Annotated in this window: 16 protein-coding genes; all 16 read left to right on the top strand. The window is 55.7% G+C overall.

Going from position 1 to position 17,818, the window contains the following annotated elements; genetic code table 11:
* Positions 1-45: 45 nt before the first annotated feature.
* The 16 genes from serC to ACVWYU_RS14860 all read left to right on the top strand — a co-directional run bounded on the left by serC (position 46) and on the right by ACVWYU_RS14860 (position 17,328).
* Positions 46-1,131, top strand: coding sequence for a 3-phosphoserine/phosphohydroxythreonine transaminase (gene serC / locus ACVWYU_RS14935; protein ID WP_090317902.1), 1,086 nt, complete (start codon positions 46-48; stop codon positions 1,129-1,131).
* Positions 1,131-2,225 (top strand): prephenate dehydratase, encoded by a 1,095-nt coding sequence (gene pheA / locus ACVWYU_RS14930; protein ID WP_090317904.1) that lies wholly within the window; start codon positions 1,131-1,133, stop codon positions 2,223-2,225. Before serC ends, pheA begins: the two co-directional genes overlap by 1 nt.
* A gap of 12 nt (positions 2,226-2,237) precedes the next feature.
* Positions 2,238-3,350, top strand: a complete 1,113-nt coding sequence (gene hisC, locus ACVWYU_RS14925) for a histidinol-phosphate transaminase (RefSeq protein WP_247255391.1) — start codon at positions 2,238-2,240, stop codon at positions 3,348-3,350.
* A gap of 28 nt (positions 3,351-3,378) precedes the next feature.
* The gene (locus ACVWYU_RS14920; RefSeq protein WP_245706673.1) at positions 3,379-5,586 is read left to right on the top strand and encodes a bifunctional prephenate dehydrogenase/3-phosphoshikimate 1-carboxyvinyltransferase; all 2,208 of its coding nucleotides are present in this window, start codon (positions 3,379-3,381) and stop codon (positions 5,584-5,586) included.
* Positions 5,583-6,272 carry a (d)CMP kinase gene (gene cmk, locus ACVWYU_RS14915; protein WP_090317912.1) on the top strand — a complete coding sequence of 230 codons (690 nt, stop codon included), beginning with the start codon at positions 5,583-5,585 and terminating at the stop codon, positions 6,270-6,272. Before ACVWYU_RS14920 ends, cmk begins: the two co-directional genes overlap by 4 nt.
* A gap of 119 nt (positions 6,273-6,391) precedes the next feature.
* Positions 6,392-8,086: a 30S ribosomal protein S1 gene (gene rpsA / locus ACVWYU_RS14910; RefSeq protein WP_047527094.1), complete on the top strand. Its 1,695-nt coding sequence runs from the start codon at positions 6,392-6,394 to the stop codon at positions 8,084-8,086.
* Between the two features lie 205 nt (positions 8,087-8,291).
* Positions 8,292-8,570: a hypothetical protein gene (locus tag ACVWYU_RS14905; protein ID WP_457373002.1), complete on the top strand. Its 279-nt coding sequence runs from the start codon at positions 8,292-8,294 to the stop codon at positions 8,568-8,570.
* Between the two features lie 105 nt (positions 8,571-8,675).
* Complete coding sequence (gene ihfB / locus ACVWYU_RS14900; RefSeq protein ID WP_003369729.1) at positions 8,676-8,972, top strand: integration host factor subunit beta; 297 nt, start codon at positions 8,676-8,678, stop codon at positions 8,970-8,972.
* Between the two features lie 27 nt (positions 8,973-8,999).
* Complete coding sequence (locus ACVWYU_RS14895; RefSeq protein WP_457373001.1) at positions 9,000-9,239, top strand: LapA family protein; 240 nt, start codon at positions 9,000-9,002, stop codon at positions 9,237-9,239.
* A 209-nt stretch (positions 9,240-9,448) separates the two neighbouring features.
* On the top strand, positions 9,449-10,525 hold the full coding sequence (rfbB, locus tag ACVWYU_RS14890; protein ID WP_457373000.1) for a dTDP-glucose 4,6-dehydratase: 1,077 nt from the start codon (positions 9,449-9,451) through the stop codon (positions 10,523-10,525).
* Positions 10,522-11,415, top strand: coding sequence for a dTDP-4-dehydrorhamnose reductase (rfbD, locus tag ACVWYU_RS14885; protein ID WP_457372999.1), 894 nt, complete (start codon positions 10,522-10,524; stop codon positions 11,413-11,415). The genes rfbB and rfbD overlap by 4 nt, the downstream gene beginning before the upstream one ends.
* Positions 11,412-12,302, top strand: a complete 891-nt coding sequence (rfbA, locus tag ACVWYU_RS14880) for a glucose-1-phosphate thymidylyltransferase RfbA (RefSeq protein WP_457372998.1) — start codon at positions 11,412-11,414, stop codon at positions 12,300-12,302. The genes rfbD and rfbA overlap by 4 nt, the downstream gene beginning before the upstream one ends.
* A 53-nt stretch (positions 12,303-12,355) precedes the next feature.
* Positions 12,356-13,279, top strand: coding sequence for a glycosyltransferase (locus tag ACVWYU_RS14875; protein ID WP_457372997.1), 924 nt, complete (start codon positions 12,356-12,358; stop codon positions 13,277-13,279).
* On the top strand, positions 13,276-14,238 hold the full coding sequence (locus tag ACVWYU_RS14870) for a UDP-glucose 4-epimerase family protein (protein WP_457372996.1): 963 nt from the start codon (positions 13,276-13,278) through the stop codon (positions 14,236-14,238). The genes ACVWYU_RS14875 and ACVWYU_RS14870 overlap by 4 nt, the downstream gene beginning before the upstream one ends.
* Positions 14,235-15,254: an MraY family glycosyltransferase gene (locus ACVWYU_RS14865; RefSeq protein WP_457372995.1), complete on the top strand. Its 1,020-nt coding sequence runs from the start codon at positions 14,235-14,237 to the stop codon at positions 15,252-15,254. Before ACVWYU_RS14870 ends, ACVWYU_RS14865 begins: the two co-directional genes overlap by 4 nt.
* Before the next feature lie 136 nt (positions 15,255-15,390).
* Positions 15,391-17,328, top strand: a complete 1,938-nt coding sequence (locus tag ACVWYU_RS14860) for a glycosyltransferase family 2 protein (protein WP_457372994.1) — start codon at positions 15,391-15,393, stop codon at positions 17,326-17,328.
* Positions 17,329-17,818 lie beyond the last annotated feature (490 nt).

The following is a 17,818-nucleotide window of genomic DNA, read 5'->3' as shown; positions in this document are numbered from 1 at the left end:
AGTGTTTGCTCTGTCCGCTACCGTGATTGCATAGCGAGAGTGGATGTGAGCAAACGAGCCTATAACTTCTGCGCAGGTCCTGCTGCGCTTCCTGAAGCTGTCCTGTTGCGTGCCCAGTCCGAGTTGCTCGACTGGCACGGCAAGGGTCTGTCGGTCATGGAGATGAGCCATCGCAGTGATGAGTTCGTGTCCATTGCCACCAAGGCCGAGCAGGATCTGCGTGATCTGCTGAATATCCCCTCGAACTATAAAGTGCTGTTTCTGCAAGGTGGCGCCAGCCAGCAATTTGCTCAGATTCCTCTGAACCTGTTGCCGGAAAGCGGTACTGCCGACTATATCGATACCGGTATCTGGTCGCAGAAAGCCATCGAAGAAGCTTCGCGCTACGGCCATGTCAATGTTGCCGCTACCGCCAAGCCTTACGACTATTTCGCTATTCCCGGTCAGAACGAGTGGAAGCTGTCCAAGGACGCGGCCTACGTTCACTACGCGCCGAACGAAACCATCGGTGGCCTGGAATTCCAGTGGATTCCGGAAACCGGTGATGTTCCGCTGGTGGCCGACATGTCCTCGGACATTCTTTCGCGTCCGGTGGATGTCTCGCGCTTCGGCATGATCTACGCCGGTGCCCAGAAAAACATCGGCCCGAGCGGCATCGTGGTCAACATCGTTCGCGAAGACCTGCTGGGTCACGCCCGTTCCATCTGCCCGACCATGCTCAACTACAAGGTTGCGGCCGATAACGGCTCTATGTACAACACCCCGCCGACCCTGGCCTGGTACCTCTCCGGCCTGGTGTTCGAGTGGCTCAAAGAGCAGGGTGGTGTCGAAGCCATCGGCAAGCTCAACGAAGTGAAGCAGCGCACGCTGTACGACTTCATCGACGCCAGCGGCCTGTACAGCAACCCGATCAACAAGTCGGACCGTTCCTGGATGAACGTGCCTTTCCGTCTGGCGGACGACCGTCTGGACAAACCGTTCCTGGCCGGTGCCGACGAACGTGGTCTGTTGAACCTCAAGGGGCACCGTTCCGTGGGCGGCATGCGCGCCTCCATCTATAACGCCGTCGATATCAACGCCATCCATGCGCTGGTTTCGTACATGGCAGAGTTCGAGAAGGAACACGGCTAATGTCTGAGCAAGAACTCAAGGCACTGCGCCTGCGCATTGATGCCCTGGACGAAAAAGTCCTGGAGTTGATCAGTGAGCGTGCGCGCTGCGCCCAGGAAGTCGCGCGAGTAAAGATGGCCTCGCTGGCCGAAGGCGAAGTGCCGGTGTTCTATCGTCCTGAGCGCGAAGCTCAGGTGCTCAAGCGTGTCATGGAGCGTAACCAGGGGCCGCTGGGCAACGAAGAGATGGCGCGTTTGTTCCGCGAAATCATGTCGTCGTGCCTGGCGCTCGAGCAGCCGCTGAAAGTGGCTTACCTCGGCCCTGAAGGTACCTTCACCCAAGCCGCTGCCATGAAGCACTTCGGCCATGCCGTGATCAGCAAGCCGATGGCGGCGATCGACGAGGTGTTCCGTGAAGTGGCGGCCGGTGCGGTGAACTTTGGTGTGGTCCCGGTGGAGAATTCCACCGAAGGCGCGGTCAACCACACGCTGGACAGCTTCCTGGAACACGACATGGTGATCTGCGGCGAAGTCGAGCTGCGCATCCACCATCACCTGTTGGTCGGTGAAAACACCAAGACCGACAGCATCAGTCGCATCTATTCCCACGCCCAGTCCCTGGCCCAGTGCCGCAAGTGGCTGGACGCCCATTACCCGAATGTCGAGCGCGTGGCGGTGTCCAGCAACGCCGAAGCGGCCAAGCGGGTCAAGGGTGAGTGGAATTCGGCGGCGATTGCCGGCGATATGGCGGCCGGCCTGTACGGGCTGACCCGACTGGCGGAGAAAATCGAGGATCGCCCGGATAACTCCACGCGTTTCCTGATGATCGGCAGCCAGGAAGTGCCACCGACCGGCGACGACAAGACCTCAATCATCGTCTCCATGAGCAACAAGCCGGGCGCGCTTCACGAGTTGCTGGTGCCTTTCCATGAAAACGGCATCGACCTGACGCGAATCGAGACGCGTCCGTCGCGCAGCGGTAAATGGACCTACGTGTTCTTCATCGACTTCGTCGGCCACCATCGCGACCCGCTGGTCAAGGGTGTGCTGGAAAAGATCAGTCAGGAAGCAGTGGCACTCAAAGTGCTGGGTTCCTACCCGAAAGCAGTTCTCTAAGGGCGGTAGCAAATGAGTGGCAATTTCCTAGCTCTGGCGCAGCCGGGCGTGCAACAACTTTCGCCTTATGTTCCGGGCAAGCCTGTGGACGAATTGGCTCGCGAGCTGGATCTCGATCCGGCCAGCATCGTCAAGCTGGCAAGCAATGAAAATCCCCTGGGCGCCAGCCCCAAGGCGCTGGCGGCCATCCGCGATGCGCTGGCGGAACTGACCCGCTACCCGGACGGCAACGGTTTTGCGCTCAAAACCCTGCTGGCCGAGCAGTGCCGCGTCGAGCTGAATCAAGTGACGCTGGGCAACGGTTCCAACGACATTCTGGAGCTGGTGGCGCGCGCTTACCTGGCGCCGGGTCTGAACGCCGTATTCAGCGAGCACGCGTTTGCGGTCTATCCGATCGTGACCCAGGCGGTGGGTGCGCAGGCAAAAGTGATTCCGGCCAAAGACTGGGGGCATGACCTGCCGGCCATGTTGGCCGCGATCGACGCCAACACCCGCGTGGTGTTCATCGCCAACCCGAACAACCCGACCGGGACCTGGTTCGATACCGAGGCACTGGACGAATTCCTGCAGGACGTGCCGGAACATGTGCTGGTGGTGCTGGACGAGGCCTACATCGAGTACGCCGAAGGCAGCGATCTGCCGGACGGCCTGGATTTCCTCGCGGCTTACCCGAACCTGCTGGTTTCTCGTACGTTCTCCAAGGCCTATGGCCTGGCGGCGCTACGGGTTGGCTATGGCTTGTCCACTGCCGTGGTCGCCGACGTGCTGAACCGCGTGCGCCAGCCGTTCAACGTCAATAGCCTGGCCCTGGCTGCCGCTTGCGCCGCCCTGCAAGACGCCGAGTACCTGGCCGAAAGTCGTCGCCTGAATGAAACCGGCATGCAGCAACTGGAAGCGGGTTTCCGCGACCTGGGGCTGAGCTGGATTCCCTCCAAGGGCAACTTCATTTGTGTCGATCTCGGTCAGGTGGCGGCTCCGGTTTTCCAGGGTTTGCTGCGTGAGGGTGTGATCGTGCGTCCGGTAGCCAACTACGGCATGCCGAATCACCTCCGTATCACCATCGGTTTACCGGCGGAAAACAGCCGCTTCCTCGAGGCGCTGGCCAAGGTTCTGGCCCGTGGGTGATGTCACTGCACTGCAATCTGCTGAACCTATGATCGGGCGCCTGGTGGTGGTCGGTCTGGGCCTGATCGGCGGTTCGTTTGCCAAGGGTTTGCGCGAGAGTGGTCTGTGCCGCGAAGTGGTCGGGGTTGATCTCGATCCGCAGTCGCGCAAACTCGCGGTTGAACTGGGTGTGGTGGATCGTTGCGAAGACGACCTCGCGCTGGCTTGCCAGGGGGCGGACGTTATCCAGTTGGCGGTGCCGATCCTCGCCATGGAAAAACTGCTCGCTCGAATGGCGGGCATGGATCTGGGCGCGGCGATCCTGACCGACGTCGGCAGTGCCAAGGGTAATGTGGTGCGTGCTGCTACTGAAGCTTTTGGTGGCATGCCGCCGCGCTTCGTCCCGGGGCATCCGATTGCCGGTTCCGAGCAGAGCGGAGTGGAAGCCTCCAATGCCGAGCTGTTTCGACGCCATAAGGTCATTCTGACGCCGCTGGATCAGACCGATCCGGCCGCATTGGCGGTGGTCGACCGTTTGTGGCGGGAATTGGGTGCCGATGTCGAGCACATGCAGGTCGAGCGTCACGACGAAGTGTTGGCGGCGACCAGTCATCTGCCGCACTTGCTGGCGTTCGGTTTGGTCGACTCGTTGGCCAAGCGCAATGAAAACCTTGAGATCTTCCGTTACGCTGCGGGCGGTTTCCGCGATTTCACAAGAATCGCCGGAAGCGACCCGGTCATGTGGCACGACATCTTCCTCGCCAACCGCGAAGCTGTCCTGCGCACACTCGATACATTTCGCAGCGACCTCGACGCCTTGCGCGACGCGGTCGATGCAGGGGATGGGCACCAATTGTTGGGCGTTTTCACTCGCGCCCGGGTTGCCCGCGAGCATTTCAGTAAAATCCTGGCCCGTCGGGCCTATGTGGACGCTATGAATTCCAACGATCTGATTTTCCTGGCTCAACCTGGTGGCCGCCTGTCCGGTCGGATTCGCGTACCAGGCGACAAATCGATTTCCCACCGTTCGATCATGCTGGGCTCCCTGGCCGAAGGCGTGACCGAAGTGGAAGGTTTCCTCGAGGGCGAAGACGCCCTGGCGACCCTTCAGGCATTCCGTGACATGGGTGTCGTGATTGAAGGCCCGCACCACGGTCGCGTGACCATTCACGGCGTCGGCCTGCATGGTCTGAAGCCGGCGCCGGGCCCGATCTATCTGGGCAACTCCGGTACTTCGATGCGCCTGCTGTCCGGCCTGCTGGCCGCGCAGGACTTCGACAGTACCCTGACCGGCGACGCATCGCTGTCCAAGCGTCCGATGAATCGCGTGGCCAACCCGCTGCGTGAAATGGGCGCCGTGATCGAGACGGCGGCTGACGGTCGCCCTCCGATGACCATTCGCGGTGGTCACAAGCTCAAGGGCCTGACTTACACCATGCCGATGGCCAGTGCCCAGGTTAAGTCTTGCCTGCTGCTGGCGGGTCTGTACGCCGAAGGCAAGACCACCGTGACCGAGCCCGCGCCGACCCGTGACCATACCGAGCGCATGCTGCGTGGTTTCGGCTATCCGGTTACCGTTAACGGCGCGACTGCTTCGGTAGAGTCCGGCAACAAGCTGACCGCCACCCATATCGAAGTACCGGGTGATATCTCGTCGTCGGCGTTTTTCCTGGTGGCGGCGTCGATCGCCGAAGGCTCCGAGCTGGTGCTCGAGCATGTCGGCATCAACCCGACCCGTACCGGCGTGATCGACATCCTGCGCCTGATGGGTGCGGACATCACCCTGGAAAACCAGCGTGAAGTGGGCGGCGAGCCGGTAGCTGACCTGCGCGTACGTGCAGCTAAACTCAAAGGTATCGAGATTCCGGAAGCGCTGGTTCCATTGGCGATCGACGAATTCCCGGTGTTGTTCGTGGCCGCGGCCTGTGCCGAAGGGCGCACTGTGCTGCGTGGCGCCGAAGAGTTGCGGGTCAAGGAATCGGATCGCATCCAGGTGATGGCCGATGGCTTGCTGGCGCTGGGCGTCAAGTGCGAACCGACCCCGGACGGCATCATCATCGATGGCGGCCAGATCGGCGGCGGCGAAGTGCACGGTCATGGCGATCACCGGATTGCCATGGCGTTCAGCGTTGCCTCGCTGCGTGCCAGTGCGCCAATCCGCATCCATGATTGCGCCAACGTCGCGACGTCGTTCCCCAACTTCCTCGCGCTGTGTGCGCAGGTCGGCATCCGCGTTGCCCAAGAGGCTCAGTCGTGAAGAGCATTGCACCGGTCATCACCATTGATGGGCCAAGCGGTTCCGGCAAAGGCACCGTCGCCGGGATTCTGGCCAAGCGCCTGGGCTGGAATCTGCTGGATTCCGGTGCGCTGTACCGTCTGCTCGCTTTTGCTGCGCACAACCACGGCGTCGACCTGACCAATGAAGAGCTGCTGAAAAAACTTGCCGCTCATCTGGATGTGCAATTCATTGCGGCGACCGACGGTCAGCTGCAGCGCATCATCCTGGAAGGTGATGAAGTCAGCGATGTGATCCGTACGGAAAGCGTCGGCTCCGGTGCTTCCCAAGTGGCTGCATTGCCTGCGGTACGCGAGGCGCTGCTGCAGCGCCAGCGTGCATTCCAGGAGGCGCCGGGTCTGGTGGCCGATGGTCGCGACATGGGCACGGTGGTTTTTCCCGATGCGCCGCTGAAAATTTTTCTCACTGCCAGTGCCGAGGAGCGTGCGCGCCGTCGATACTTGCAGTTGAAGGGCAAAGTCGATGGTGTTAGTCTGTCGAGTCTGCTAGATGAGATACGTGCACGCGATGAGCGTGACACCCAGCGAGCGGTAGCCCCGCTCAAGCCGGCGGCTGACGCCATACAGCTGGATTCCACGGAATTATCCATCGACCAGGTGCTGGAACGCATCATGAGCGAGATCGCCATTCGCGATATCGCCGGGTGACCAAGAAGGCTGCGGGGGACCAGTCATAGTCCTGCGGCGCTTCTTTTAAATGAAACTAACCCACATCGTCTGGGGTGTGGAGATGGGCGTATTCTTCGCCCTCATCAACAGGAATTAAAATGAGCGAAAGCTTTGCGGAACTCTTTGAAGAAAGCCTAAAAACCCTGAACCTTCAGGCAGGCTCCATCATCACCGGTGTTATCGTTGATATCGATTACCAGGCTCGCTGGGTAACCGTTCACGCTGGCCTGAAGTCTGAAGCACTCATCCCGCTTGAGCAGTTCTACAACGACGCTGGCGAGCTGAACATCAACGTCGGTGACGAAGTTCACGTTGCTCTGGACTCGGTTGAAGACGGCTTTGGTGAAACCAAGCTGTCCCGTGAAAAAGCCAAGCGCGCTGAATGCTGGATTGTTCTGGAAGCTGCCTTCGCAGCCGAAGAAGTGGTCAAGGGCGTTATCAACGGTAAGGTTAAAGGCGGCTTCACTGTCGACGTTAACGGCATCCGTGCGTTCCTGCCAGGTTCTCTGGTTGACGTCCGTCCAGTGCGCGACACCACGCACCTGGAAGGCAAAGAGCTGGAATTCAAGGTCATCAAGCTGGACCAGAAGCGCAACAACGTTGTCGTTTCCCGTCGTAGCGTCCTGGAAGCCGAGAACTCCGCCGAGCGTGAAGCTCTGCTGGAATCCCTGCAGGAAGGCCAGCAAGTCAAAGGTATCGTCAAGAACCTCACCGATTACGGCGCATTCGTCGATCTGGGTGGCGTCGATGGCCTGCTGCACATCACCGACATGGCTTGGAAGCGTATCAAGCATCCTTCCGAAATCGTCAACGTTGGCGACGAGATCGATGTCAAGGTTCTGAAGTACGATCGCGAGCGCAATCGTGTTTCCCTGGGCCTCAAGCAACTGGGTGAAGATCCATGGGTTGCTATCAAAGCCCGTTACCCAGAAAGCACTCGCGTTACCGCTCGTGTAACCAACCTGACTGACTACGGCTGCTTCGCTGAGCTGGAAGAAGGCGTTGAAGGTCTGGTACACGTTTCGGAAATGGACTGGACCAACAAGAACATCCACCCTTCGAAAGTCGTACAAGTTGGCGACGAAGTGGAAGTTATGGTTCTGGATATCGACGAAGAGCGTCGTCGTATCTCCCTGGGCATCAAGCAGTGCAAATCCAACCCATGGGAAGATTTCTCTGGCCAGTTCAACAAGGGCGATAAAATCTCCGGCACCATCAAGTCGATCACCGATTTCGGTATCTTCATTGGTCTGGACGGCGGCATCGACGGTCTGGTTCACCTGTCCGACATCTCCTGGAACGAAGTGGGCGAAGAAGCCGTACGCCGCTTCAAGAAGGGCGACGAGCTGGACACCGTTATCCTGTCGGTTGACCCAGAGCGCGAGCGCATCTCCCTGGGTATCAAGCAGCTGGAAAGCGATCCGTTCTCCGAGTACGTTCAAGAGAACGACAAGGGCGCAATCGTTAAGGGCATCGTGAAAGAAGTTGACGCTAAAGGCGCCATCATCACTCTGGCCGACGATATCGAAGCGACTCTGAAAGCCTCCGAAATCAGCCGTGACCGCGTTGAAGACGCGCGCAACGTTCTGAAAGAAGGCGAAGAAGTAGAAGCCAAGATCATCAGCGTTGATCGTAAGAGCCGCGTAATCCAGCTCTCGATCAAGTCGAAAGACGTTGAAGACGAGAAAGAAGCAATCCAGAGCCTGCGCGACAAGCCAGTAGCTACGGATGCTCCGGTAGCCACCACTCTGGGTGACCTGCTGCGTGCTGCACAAGCGGAAAAACAGAACTAAGTTCTGACTTTCTGTAAAAAAAAGGGCGACTTCGGTCGCCCTTTTTTTGTGTCCGGAATTTACCAGGGGGCATGGCGGCATTGGTGTGGGGAAACCAATATCGCTAACAGTTGTCTCTTTCTTTAACAGGATCAATCGTTTATTTGCAGCTAGTCTTAGCCTGAGTCGAACGATGGTCAGGCGAATGCCTGGCGTAAGGACGTGAATGAACAAGCTCATTGTCGCAATAGCAGTTCTGACATTGGCGGGCTGTACCACCAATGCCAAGACTCACGCGGTGCGCGGAGTCAGTGGTATTGAGATTGACTGTTCGGGATTGGGCTCTGGATGGGAGAAGTGTCAGAAGCGAGCGGCCAAGGAGTGTAAGGGGGCTGGTTACAAGGTCGTGGTCAGGTCCGATGATGTAAAGGAAGAGGATGAGTTTCCCTTTGGCTTCAATCCAGCAGGCTATTGGACGCGAACGATGCTGGTTATTTGCAGATGATCATGTGGGGTCAGGGGATGTCAAACTCGGGCTGTTCAAATTCTTCCGGGCGTGCTAAAACCTTTTGAGCGATTTTCCTAGCTGCTTGAAAAAGAAGGGAAAAATATGACGAAGTCGGAGTTGATCGAACGAATTGTCACCCATCAAGGGCTACTCTCATCAAAGGATGTGGAGCTGGCCATCAAGACCATGCTTGAGCAAATGTCCCAATGTCTGGCCACAGGCGATCGTATCGAGATCCGTGGGTTTGGCAGCTTCTCCCTGCACTACCGCGCACCGCGCGTAGGTCGCAATCCAAAAACCGGTCAGTCCGTCAGCCTTGACGGCAAGTTCGTTCCGCATTTCAAGCCGGGCAAGGAGCTGCGAGATCGGGTGAATGAGGATGAGGAGGAAGGGCTTTGATGGCCGGCGTTCATCAAGGAGCTACTCATGCGTAACTTCAAGCGGCTACTTCTTGGTGTCTTCATTCTTTTGCTGGTGCTGGTGGTCCTGGCATTTGTGCTCGAAAACCAGCAGTCGGTATCACTGCTGTTTCTCGGTTGGGCTGGGCCAGAGTTGCCGGTTTCTCTGATGATGGTTTTGGCGCTATTGGTCGGCATGGTAATCGGGCCGCTGCTAAGCTGGTTTCTGGGACGATCGTTCAGAGCTTCGCGCAAGCGGCTTGTGTGATCACAACGGGCAGGTGATATTTGTCGATTTTGCGCCACTGCTTGTCTATATCCATTAGTAAACCGGTCATTAAGCTGTAAAATGCTGCTCTTGCTCGATAGTGGCAAAATTCCATATCGATCGAAATAGCTCTGGCAGATTTTTGCATTCATGGATTAGACAGTGCTCGGTAGGCCGGCCCTGTCAGTAACTTAAGGGTGTGGTCTCGCGTGAAAATTCTAGTAACCGGCGGTGCCGGGTTTATCGGCTCGGCAGTTATCCGTCATATTATTTCCAATACCACTGACTCAGTCGTCAACGTTGATAAGTTGACTTATGCCGGTAATCTTGAGTCATTGGCTGATGTCAGCCTGAACTCACGCTACGTTTTCGAGCGTGTCGACATCTGTGACCGTGATCAGATCGATCGCGTGCTGCGTGAGCATCAACCGGATGCCATCATGCATCTGGCAGCAGAGTCCCATGTGGATCGCTCGATATCCGGGCCGTCTGAATTTATCCAGACCAACATCATCGGCACCTACACCCTGTTGGAGGCGGCGCGCCAGTACTGGGCCTCGCTGGATGAAGTGCGCAAGGCCAATTTCCGCTTCCATCATATTTCGACTGACGAGGTTTACGGAGACCTTGAAGGTCCGGAAGACCTTTTCACCGAAACAACCCCGTATCAGCCAAGCTCACCTTACTCGGCCAGCAAGGCTAGTTCAGATCACCTGGTTCGCGCCTGGGCCCGTACGTACGGCCTGCCGACGCTGGTCACAAACTGCTCGAACAACTACGGTCCATGCCACTTCCCTGAGAAATTGATACCACTGATCATTCTCAATGCATTGGAAGGCAAGCCATTACCGGTATACGGCAAAGGCAATCAGGTTCGTGACTGGCTCTACGTCGAAGACCATGCCCGCGCACTGTACAAAGTCGTGACTGAAGGCGTTGTCGGTGAGACGTACAACATCGGTGGCCACAACGAAAAGCAAAACATCGAAGTAGTGCACACCTTGTGCGCACTGCTCGACGAACTGCGTCCCGATTCTGCTCACCGTCCACATGCCAGCTTGATCACCTACGTCCAGGATCGCCCGGGCCACGATCAGCGCTACGCAATCGATGCGAGCAAAATTCAGCGCGAATTGGGTTGGGTGCCTGAAGAAACTTTCGAAACCGGTATTCGCAAGACTGTCGAGTGGTACCTGAACAACACTGATTGGGTAGCCCACGTGAAGAGCGGCAGCTACCAACAGTGGATCGACAAGAACTACACGGATCGCTCGAACAAAGCATGAAAATCCTCTTGCTGGGAAAAAACGGCCAGGTGGGCTGGGAGTTGCAACGCTCCTTGGCACCGCTTGGCGAGTTGATTGCCCTGGATCGTCATACGGTCGATGGTTTGTGTGGTGACCTGTCGGATCTCGACGCGTTGCGCGCCACGATCCGCCTGATCAAACCCGATGTCATCGTCAATGCTGCGGCCTACACGGCTGTTGATAAAGCTGAATCCGAGACCGAACTGGCCGACCGTGTAAACCGTCAGGCAAGCCAACTGATCGCCGAAGAGGCCTTGGATCTGGGTGCCTGGCTGATTCATTACTCCACTGATTACGTCTTCAGTGGCCAGGGTTCTGCCCCGTGGCAAGAGTCAGATGCAGTCGCCCCGGTGAATCAATACGGCGCCAGTAAGCTGGCCGGCGAACAGGCAATTACCGCGTCGGGATGCAAGCATCTGATCTTCCGCACCAGCTGGGTCTATGGCGCTCGAGGCAACAACTTCGCCAAAACCATGTTGCGTTTGGCCAAGGAACGCGAAACATTGAGCGTTATAGCCGACCAGATCGGAGCCCCGACCGGCGCAGACCTGATTGCCGACGTGACCGCGTTGGTCGTTCAGCAAGTTCTGCAACGTCCCCAGCTTTCTGGCTTGTATCACTTGGCGGCCAGTGGTGAAGTGTCCTGGCACGGCTATGCTAGCCACGTGATCGGTTTCGCCCAAGCCAATGGCGAGCAGCTCGCCGTAACGGCGGTCAATCCGATTGAAACGACGGCTTATCCAACACCGGCGCGCCGGCCTTTGAATTCGCGTTTGAATACTCAGAAGCTGCGTGACAATTTTTCTCTACACTTGCCGGATTGGCAAAGTGGCGTAACCCGAATGCTTAGGGAAGTTCTCAATAAATGACCACGACAAATCGTAAAGGCATCATTCTCGCCGGCGGCTCAGGTACACGCCTGCATCCGTTGACCCTTGGCGTGTCAAAACAGATGCTGCCGATCTACGACAAACCGATGATCTTCTATCCGCTATCGGTGTTGATGCTCGCGGGCATGCGTGAAATTCTGATCATCTCTACCCCGGAAGATTTGCCTTGCTTCCGTAAGCTGCTCGGTGACGGAAGCCTGTACGGCATCAAGCTGACTTACGCCGAACAGCCTAGCCCTGACGGCCTGGCGCAAGCGTTCATCATCGGTGAAGAGTTCATTGGCAAGGATCCTTGCTGTCTGATCCTGGGCGACAACATTTTCTACGGCCAGCACTTCTCGGACAACCTGCGCTCCGCCAGCTCCCAACAGCATGGCGCTACGGTGTTCGGTTATCACGTGTCTGACCCCGAGCGTTTCGGTGTGGTTGAGTTCGATGCCTCCGGTCGCGCCCTGAGCATCGAAGAAAAGCCGCTGAAACCCAAATCCAGCTATGCGGTCACCGGCTTGTACTTCTACGACAACCAGGTTGTCCAGATCGCCAAGAACATCAAGCCATCGGAGCGAGGCGAGCTGGAAATCACCGACGTTAACCGCGCCTACCTCGAGCAGAACACCCTCAATGTAGAAATGCTCGGACGCGGTTTTGCCTGGCTGGACACGGGGACTCACGACTCGTTGCTCGAGGCCAGTCACTTCGTGCACACCATCGAGCAGCGTCAAGGCTTGAAAGTGGCCTGCCTGGAGGAGATCGCCTACAACAACGGTTGGATCACCGCTGAACAGTTGGGCGCTCAGGCCGATAAGCTGAAGAAGACTGGCTATGGTCAGTACCTGCAAAAACTGCTGGATTTGGATTCCCTCTGAGTCGAGGGGTTTACTTTCAAACCTAGCGTTTAATCCGTGCAAGCAGGAATAGCATGCCAGTAAAACATCCCAAGGTTGCAGTTTTGCTGGCTGCGTACAACGGAATGCAGTGGATTGAGGAGCAACTGGTCTCGATCCTCGGCCAGTTATCGGTCGACGTTACCCTGCACATTAGCATCGACCCCTCCACTGATGGCACCGAGGCGTGGTGTAGAGCTTACGCGGCTGAGCATCCAGCAGTTGTAGTGCTGCCAGATGCCAATCGCTTCGGCGGAGCATCGCGCAATTTTTTTCGGTTGATCCGGGACGTTGAGTTCGATGGCTACGACTTCGTCGCCTTTGCCGACCAGGACGACATCTGGTATCCCGACAAGCTGCACAGAGCAACCCAGGCGCTGCAGGCACGTGGAGTAGATGCCTACTCCAGTAACGTGACGGCGTTCTGGCCAAGCGGTAGGACCCTGCTGCTGGACAAGGCGCAGCCTCAGGTCGCCTGGGATTTTTTGTTCGAGGCAGCGGGGCCTGGCTGCACCTATGTCTTTAGAAAAAGCCTGGTAGAAGCCTTGAAAGGCTCGATGCTCGCCAACTGGCAGCAACTGCAAGGTGTAACTTTGCATGACTGGTATTGCTACGCCTTTGCGCGTAGTCACGGTTACCGTTGGTATATCGACCCTGTACCCAGCATGGATTACCGGCAGCACGAGCGTAATCAGGTCGGTGCCAACACAGGCCTGAGTCCGTTGATCGCACGTTACAAAACCATTCATGACGGTTGGTGGTTCGGTCAGGTGCGCCTGATTGCAGATCTGGTAGGGCAGGGGGCGAAGCCCTTCGAAGGCGTCTTGCTGCGATTACGGCGAACGGAACTGATGAAGCTGTCCTTCAGTGCCTGGCAATGCAGGCGCCGGGTACGGGACAAGGTTTTTTTCTTTTTTATCTGTTGGGCTACCGCGTTGATAGGAAACAAAGCTCAATGACAGCCCCAAAGGTATTGGTCACGGGGGCAGGCGGTTTTGTGGGTGAGGCGCTGGTTTTCAGGATGTTGGTGGACAAGCAGTTCGCCCCGATCGCAGCCGCTCGCAGTCCCGCGCGGTGGCAGGGTTTATGCCAGGTTGTACCCTTTGATCTGAATGATCCTGAAGCCTTGTCTGAGTTGAAGGATGTAAGTGTGGTCGTCCACGCGGCGGCCAGAGTTCATGTGATGAACGAAACCGCTGCCGACGCCTTGGCCGAGTTTCGCAAGGTCAATGTGCAGGGCACTCTTCGGTTGGCAAAACACGCGGCTGAGTCGGGAGTCAAACGCTTCATCTTCATCAGTTCGATCAAGGTCAATGGCGAAAGCACCCTGCCAGGCAAGCCTTTCAAGGCTGACGATACTCCAGCCCCGGTGGACCCTTATGGCGTGTCCAAGCACGAGGCTGAACAAGCCCTGAGGCAACTTGCTCGCGAAACCGGAATGGAAGTGGTGATTATTCGCCCACCATTGATCTATGGGCCGGGGGTTAAAGCCAATTTTCTGAGTATGCTGCGCTGGCTCAACAAAGGTATTCCGTTACCGTTGGGAGCAGTCCGGAATCAGCGTAGCCTTGTAGCGATCGGAAACCTGGTGGACCTTATAATCACCTGCATCGATCATCCTGGCGCAGCGAACCAGACCTTTCTGGTCAGTGATGGCCAGGACTTGTCCACAACTCAAATGCTACGTCGGCTGGGCAATGCGCTTGGGAAGAAGGCCTGGCTCCTGCCATTGCCAGGGTGGTTGCTGGTAGTAGGGGCTTCGCTTTTGAGAAAGCAATCCGTTGCTCAACGGATCTGCGGGTCTTTGCAGGTCGACATCAGCAAAAATCGTGAATTATTGGGGTGGACGCCACCCATCAACATGGATGAAGCCATGCGCCAAACCGCAGGTCACTATCTGGACGCACAGACGAAATGACTTTTTTGTGGCTGCTACTTGCAGTATTCGTTGTTTCCTGGGGGCTGACGCTTATTTTACGTCGTTATGCGTTGGCCAGGAGCTTGATGGATATACCAAATGAGCGCAGTTCTCACTCCGTGCCTACTCCTCGGGGTGGTGGTGTAGCTATTGTTGTCTCCTTTCTGTTGGCGCTTCTGATCCTTCGCGGTCTTGACCTGATGAGCCAGGCGACGCTCTTTGGTTTGCTGGGAAGCGGCTTGTTGGTCGCGCTTATCGGTTTTTCCGATGATCATGGGCATATTGCTGCAAGGTGGCGCCTGTTAGGCCATTTTGCTGCCGCGATATGGGCATTATATTGGCTGGGAGGCTCTCCTTCCGTCACGCTCTTTGGCGCTACCCTCGATCCAGGGTGGATTGGGAATATTTTGTTTGTGCTGTATTTGGTCTGGATGCTGAATCTGTACAACTTCATGGATGGCATTGACGGCTTGGCCAGTGCTGAAGCGATCAGTGTCTGCCTCGGAATGTTGCTGGTCTATTGGTTTGGCGCAAACCTCGAACTGGCGTGGGGGCCTCTGGCTCTGGTGGCAGCAGTCGCGGGTTTTCTCTGTTGGAACTATCCGCCGGCGAAAATTTTCATGGGAGACGCAGGCAGTGGTTTTTTGGGGGTTGTATTGGCAGGGATGTCCATTGAGGCCGCCTCCAGGTCGCCCGAGTTGCTCTGGTGCTGGTTGATCATGCTTGGCGTTTTCATTGTTGATGCGACGTGGACCCTGATGCGCAGGCTTTTGCGAGGTGAAAAAGTATATGAAGCTCACCGCAGTCATGGTTATCAATATGCCTCTCGCAAGCACCGTAGCCATAAAGCAGTAGTGTTGGCATCTATCATTATTAATTTGGTGTGGCTCATGCCGTTATCGATCGCTGTGGCAAGTGGGTGGATTTCCGGATTTTTTGGTATGGTCGTAGCTTATGCTCCACTGCTGTTTATCGCACGCACCTACAAAGCTGGAGAGTCGGAGCAAGTCGTGTAATTAAAAAGTGTCAGAAACACATGTCAACACAGGTTTGCATGGTCGCCTTTCTTGTAGAGCGTCTTGGGATGTACCTGCCGCTGATGTGGTGACATTTGCAGGTCGCTAAGTTGCATTGGTTAGGGGTTTCGATTTAATGAGTGGTTTATTCAGTATGGTTACTTCAAAAATCTGGCAAGTCGTAACGCTTTTTTTCCGAGGGCTGCGCTCTTTTTTGGCCAGGTCCAAAGCGTTCATTCGACCCTTTTATCAAAAGTTTCCTTTCCTTGTGTGGGTTCGTGTTCGCATACATTTGTTTTTCAAGCGTTTGCGCGAAAACATAATGTTGGTGATTTATTCGCGAAATAACACCAAGGCGATACAGGCTATATTGAATCGTCGTTTCTCACGGTTCCAGAGCTTGTCGGTCGCCCAAGCGCAACCCGTTATTGATGTGTCGGTGGTGACGTTCAATAGCGGCAAGTGGATTGATGGTTTTTTTGAATCGTTAAGGGCGCAAAGCTACCCGCTCAGCAAATTGAATATGTTCTTTGTTGATAACGGGTCTTCGGACAGCACCCTCGAGGCATTGCAGCGTTGGCAGGCATTGCTGGGTCAGGACGTGGCTGGTTTCGACATTCTGGAAGGCGACAATGTCGGGTTTGGTGCCGGGCATGAAAAAGCAATCCATAAAGGAAGCGCTGAGTATTTTCTTGTCAGTAATGTGGATATCGTTTTTGCCAAAGACGCAATAAGCAGAGTGGTGGCCGCTGCTTTGGCTGATGCCAAGGCTGAGGTGGCATCCTGGGAGTTGAGGCAGGCACCTTATGAGCATCCTAAGTATTACGATCCGGTAACCTTGGAAACCAACTGGTCGTCCCATGCTTGCGTACTCGTAAGAAGGTCGGCTTACGTTGAAGTCGGGGGATACGAGCGCGAGATCTTCATGTATGGCGAAGACGTCGAGCTTTCCTATCGCTTCAGGTCCTATGGATACCAACTCAAGTATTGCCCGAATGCCGTCATCTATCATTATACGTATGAGCATGAGCATCATGTAAAGCCGATTCAGTATACCGGCAGCACGCTGGCCAATGCTTATATCAGGTTACGCTATGGAAATTTGAGCGATAGAGTGGGTGGCTTTATCTTGCAGTGCCTGCTTTTGCTTCGCCCAGAACCCTATGCTGGCGCCCGTCGTGATGTGTTCAGAAACTTCGGTGTGATATTCAAGAAGGCTCGGTATTTTATGCGGGGCAAGGGGCCGAGTGAAAACTGCTATTTCCCTTTCAGGGGCTTTGATTATGAAATGATCAGGGACGGGGCGTTCTGGGAGGTGGGTGAGCCATTGGCCGATTACCCTCTTGTTACTGTGGTTACTCGAACGTACAAGAATCGAGGAGAGTTTCTCAGGCAGTCCATGATGTCAGTGCTTAATCAGACGTATCCGAATATCGAGTTGATAGTCGTTGAGGATGGCGGTTCCACGATGAGCTCGGTTGTGGCTGATTTTGAATTTCCGGAGGGAATGAAAGTCAGTTACTACGCCCTCGATAAGGTTGGTCGTTCGGTTACCGGTAATTATGGTCTGGAAAAGGCAGCCGGAAAATATTGCATGTTTCTCGATGATGACGATCTGCTTTTTGCGGATCATGTCGAGGTGCTTGTTGGTGCGTTGGCGAAAAATTCTGATGCGGTAGCGGCCTACTCACTGGCACTGGAAGTCGGTACTGTTGCCAGTGGCGTGGAAGAGCAATATTTTGAGGTCAGCCATGCTGTACCTCCGATTCTCAAGCAGGAATATGACTATGATGTGCTGTTGGATCACAACTTTATAGCGATCCAGTCTCTCCTTTTTCAAAAGGATCTCTACTTGCAACGGGGTGGATTTCAAACCGATATGAGTAGTCTCGAAGACTGGAACCTTTGGTTGCGCTATGGTTATGGCAATAAGTTCGTTTATGTGCCAAAAACAACGTCTTTGTTTAGAACACCTGGGGACCCCACTGTACGGGTGGAGCGGCATATGCAGTTGCATGAAGCTTATTATATTGCCAAGAATCACGCAGTGAAAACGTGTAGGAGTTATACCTGAGCTCGTGCTTTAGCACTTTTTGGCATTGAATTTCGTGAGTTGAGTCATTCCGTGTGAATGGCTCTTTTTTTGTATTTCATCTACTGATGAAGCGCTGGCTCGTTAGTCGAAGCGGTTGGTTTTGTATACGGTTTGTGGGCTATTTGTTGGCTTTTTGATCTTCAATATCCCGGTTTTTTGTCCGGATGGATGGGGGCAGCCCTTTAAATAAGCAAATCAGGCTGTTTCGGGAGGGGCGCAGGCCTGGGCCAGGATCGTTTGGGGCGGGTGCCCCGTCCTGTGTCCCGTCAACGATTCAGGCCACCGTGTACGTGCCTGGGTTTGGGTTTTTTTTCGCGCTTGGGGTAGGGGCTTGAGCCTTTTTTTGTTGGGCGCTGCGGCCAGGTCATAGGCAAGAAACCCGGTATTTCCGAGCTATTTTGAATGTTAAGACCAAAAAATGTTATAAATCAGTTGTGGTTGGTTTCGCGCTTGTTTGCTCCGGGGCAGT

The sequence above is a fragment of the Pseudomonas sp. TE12234 genome (assembly GCF_054061835.1).
This window is presented reverse-complemented; position numbering and strand designations above follow the sequence as displayed.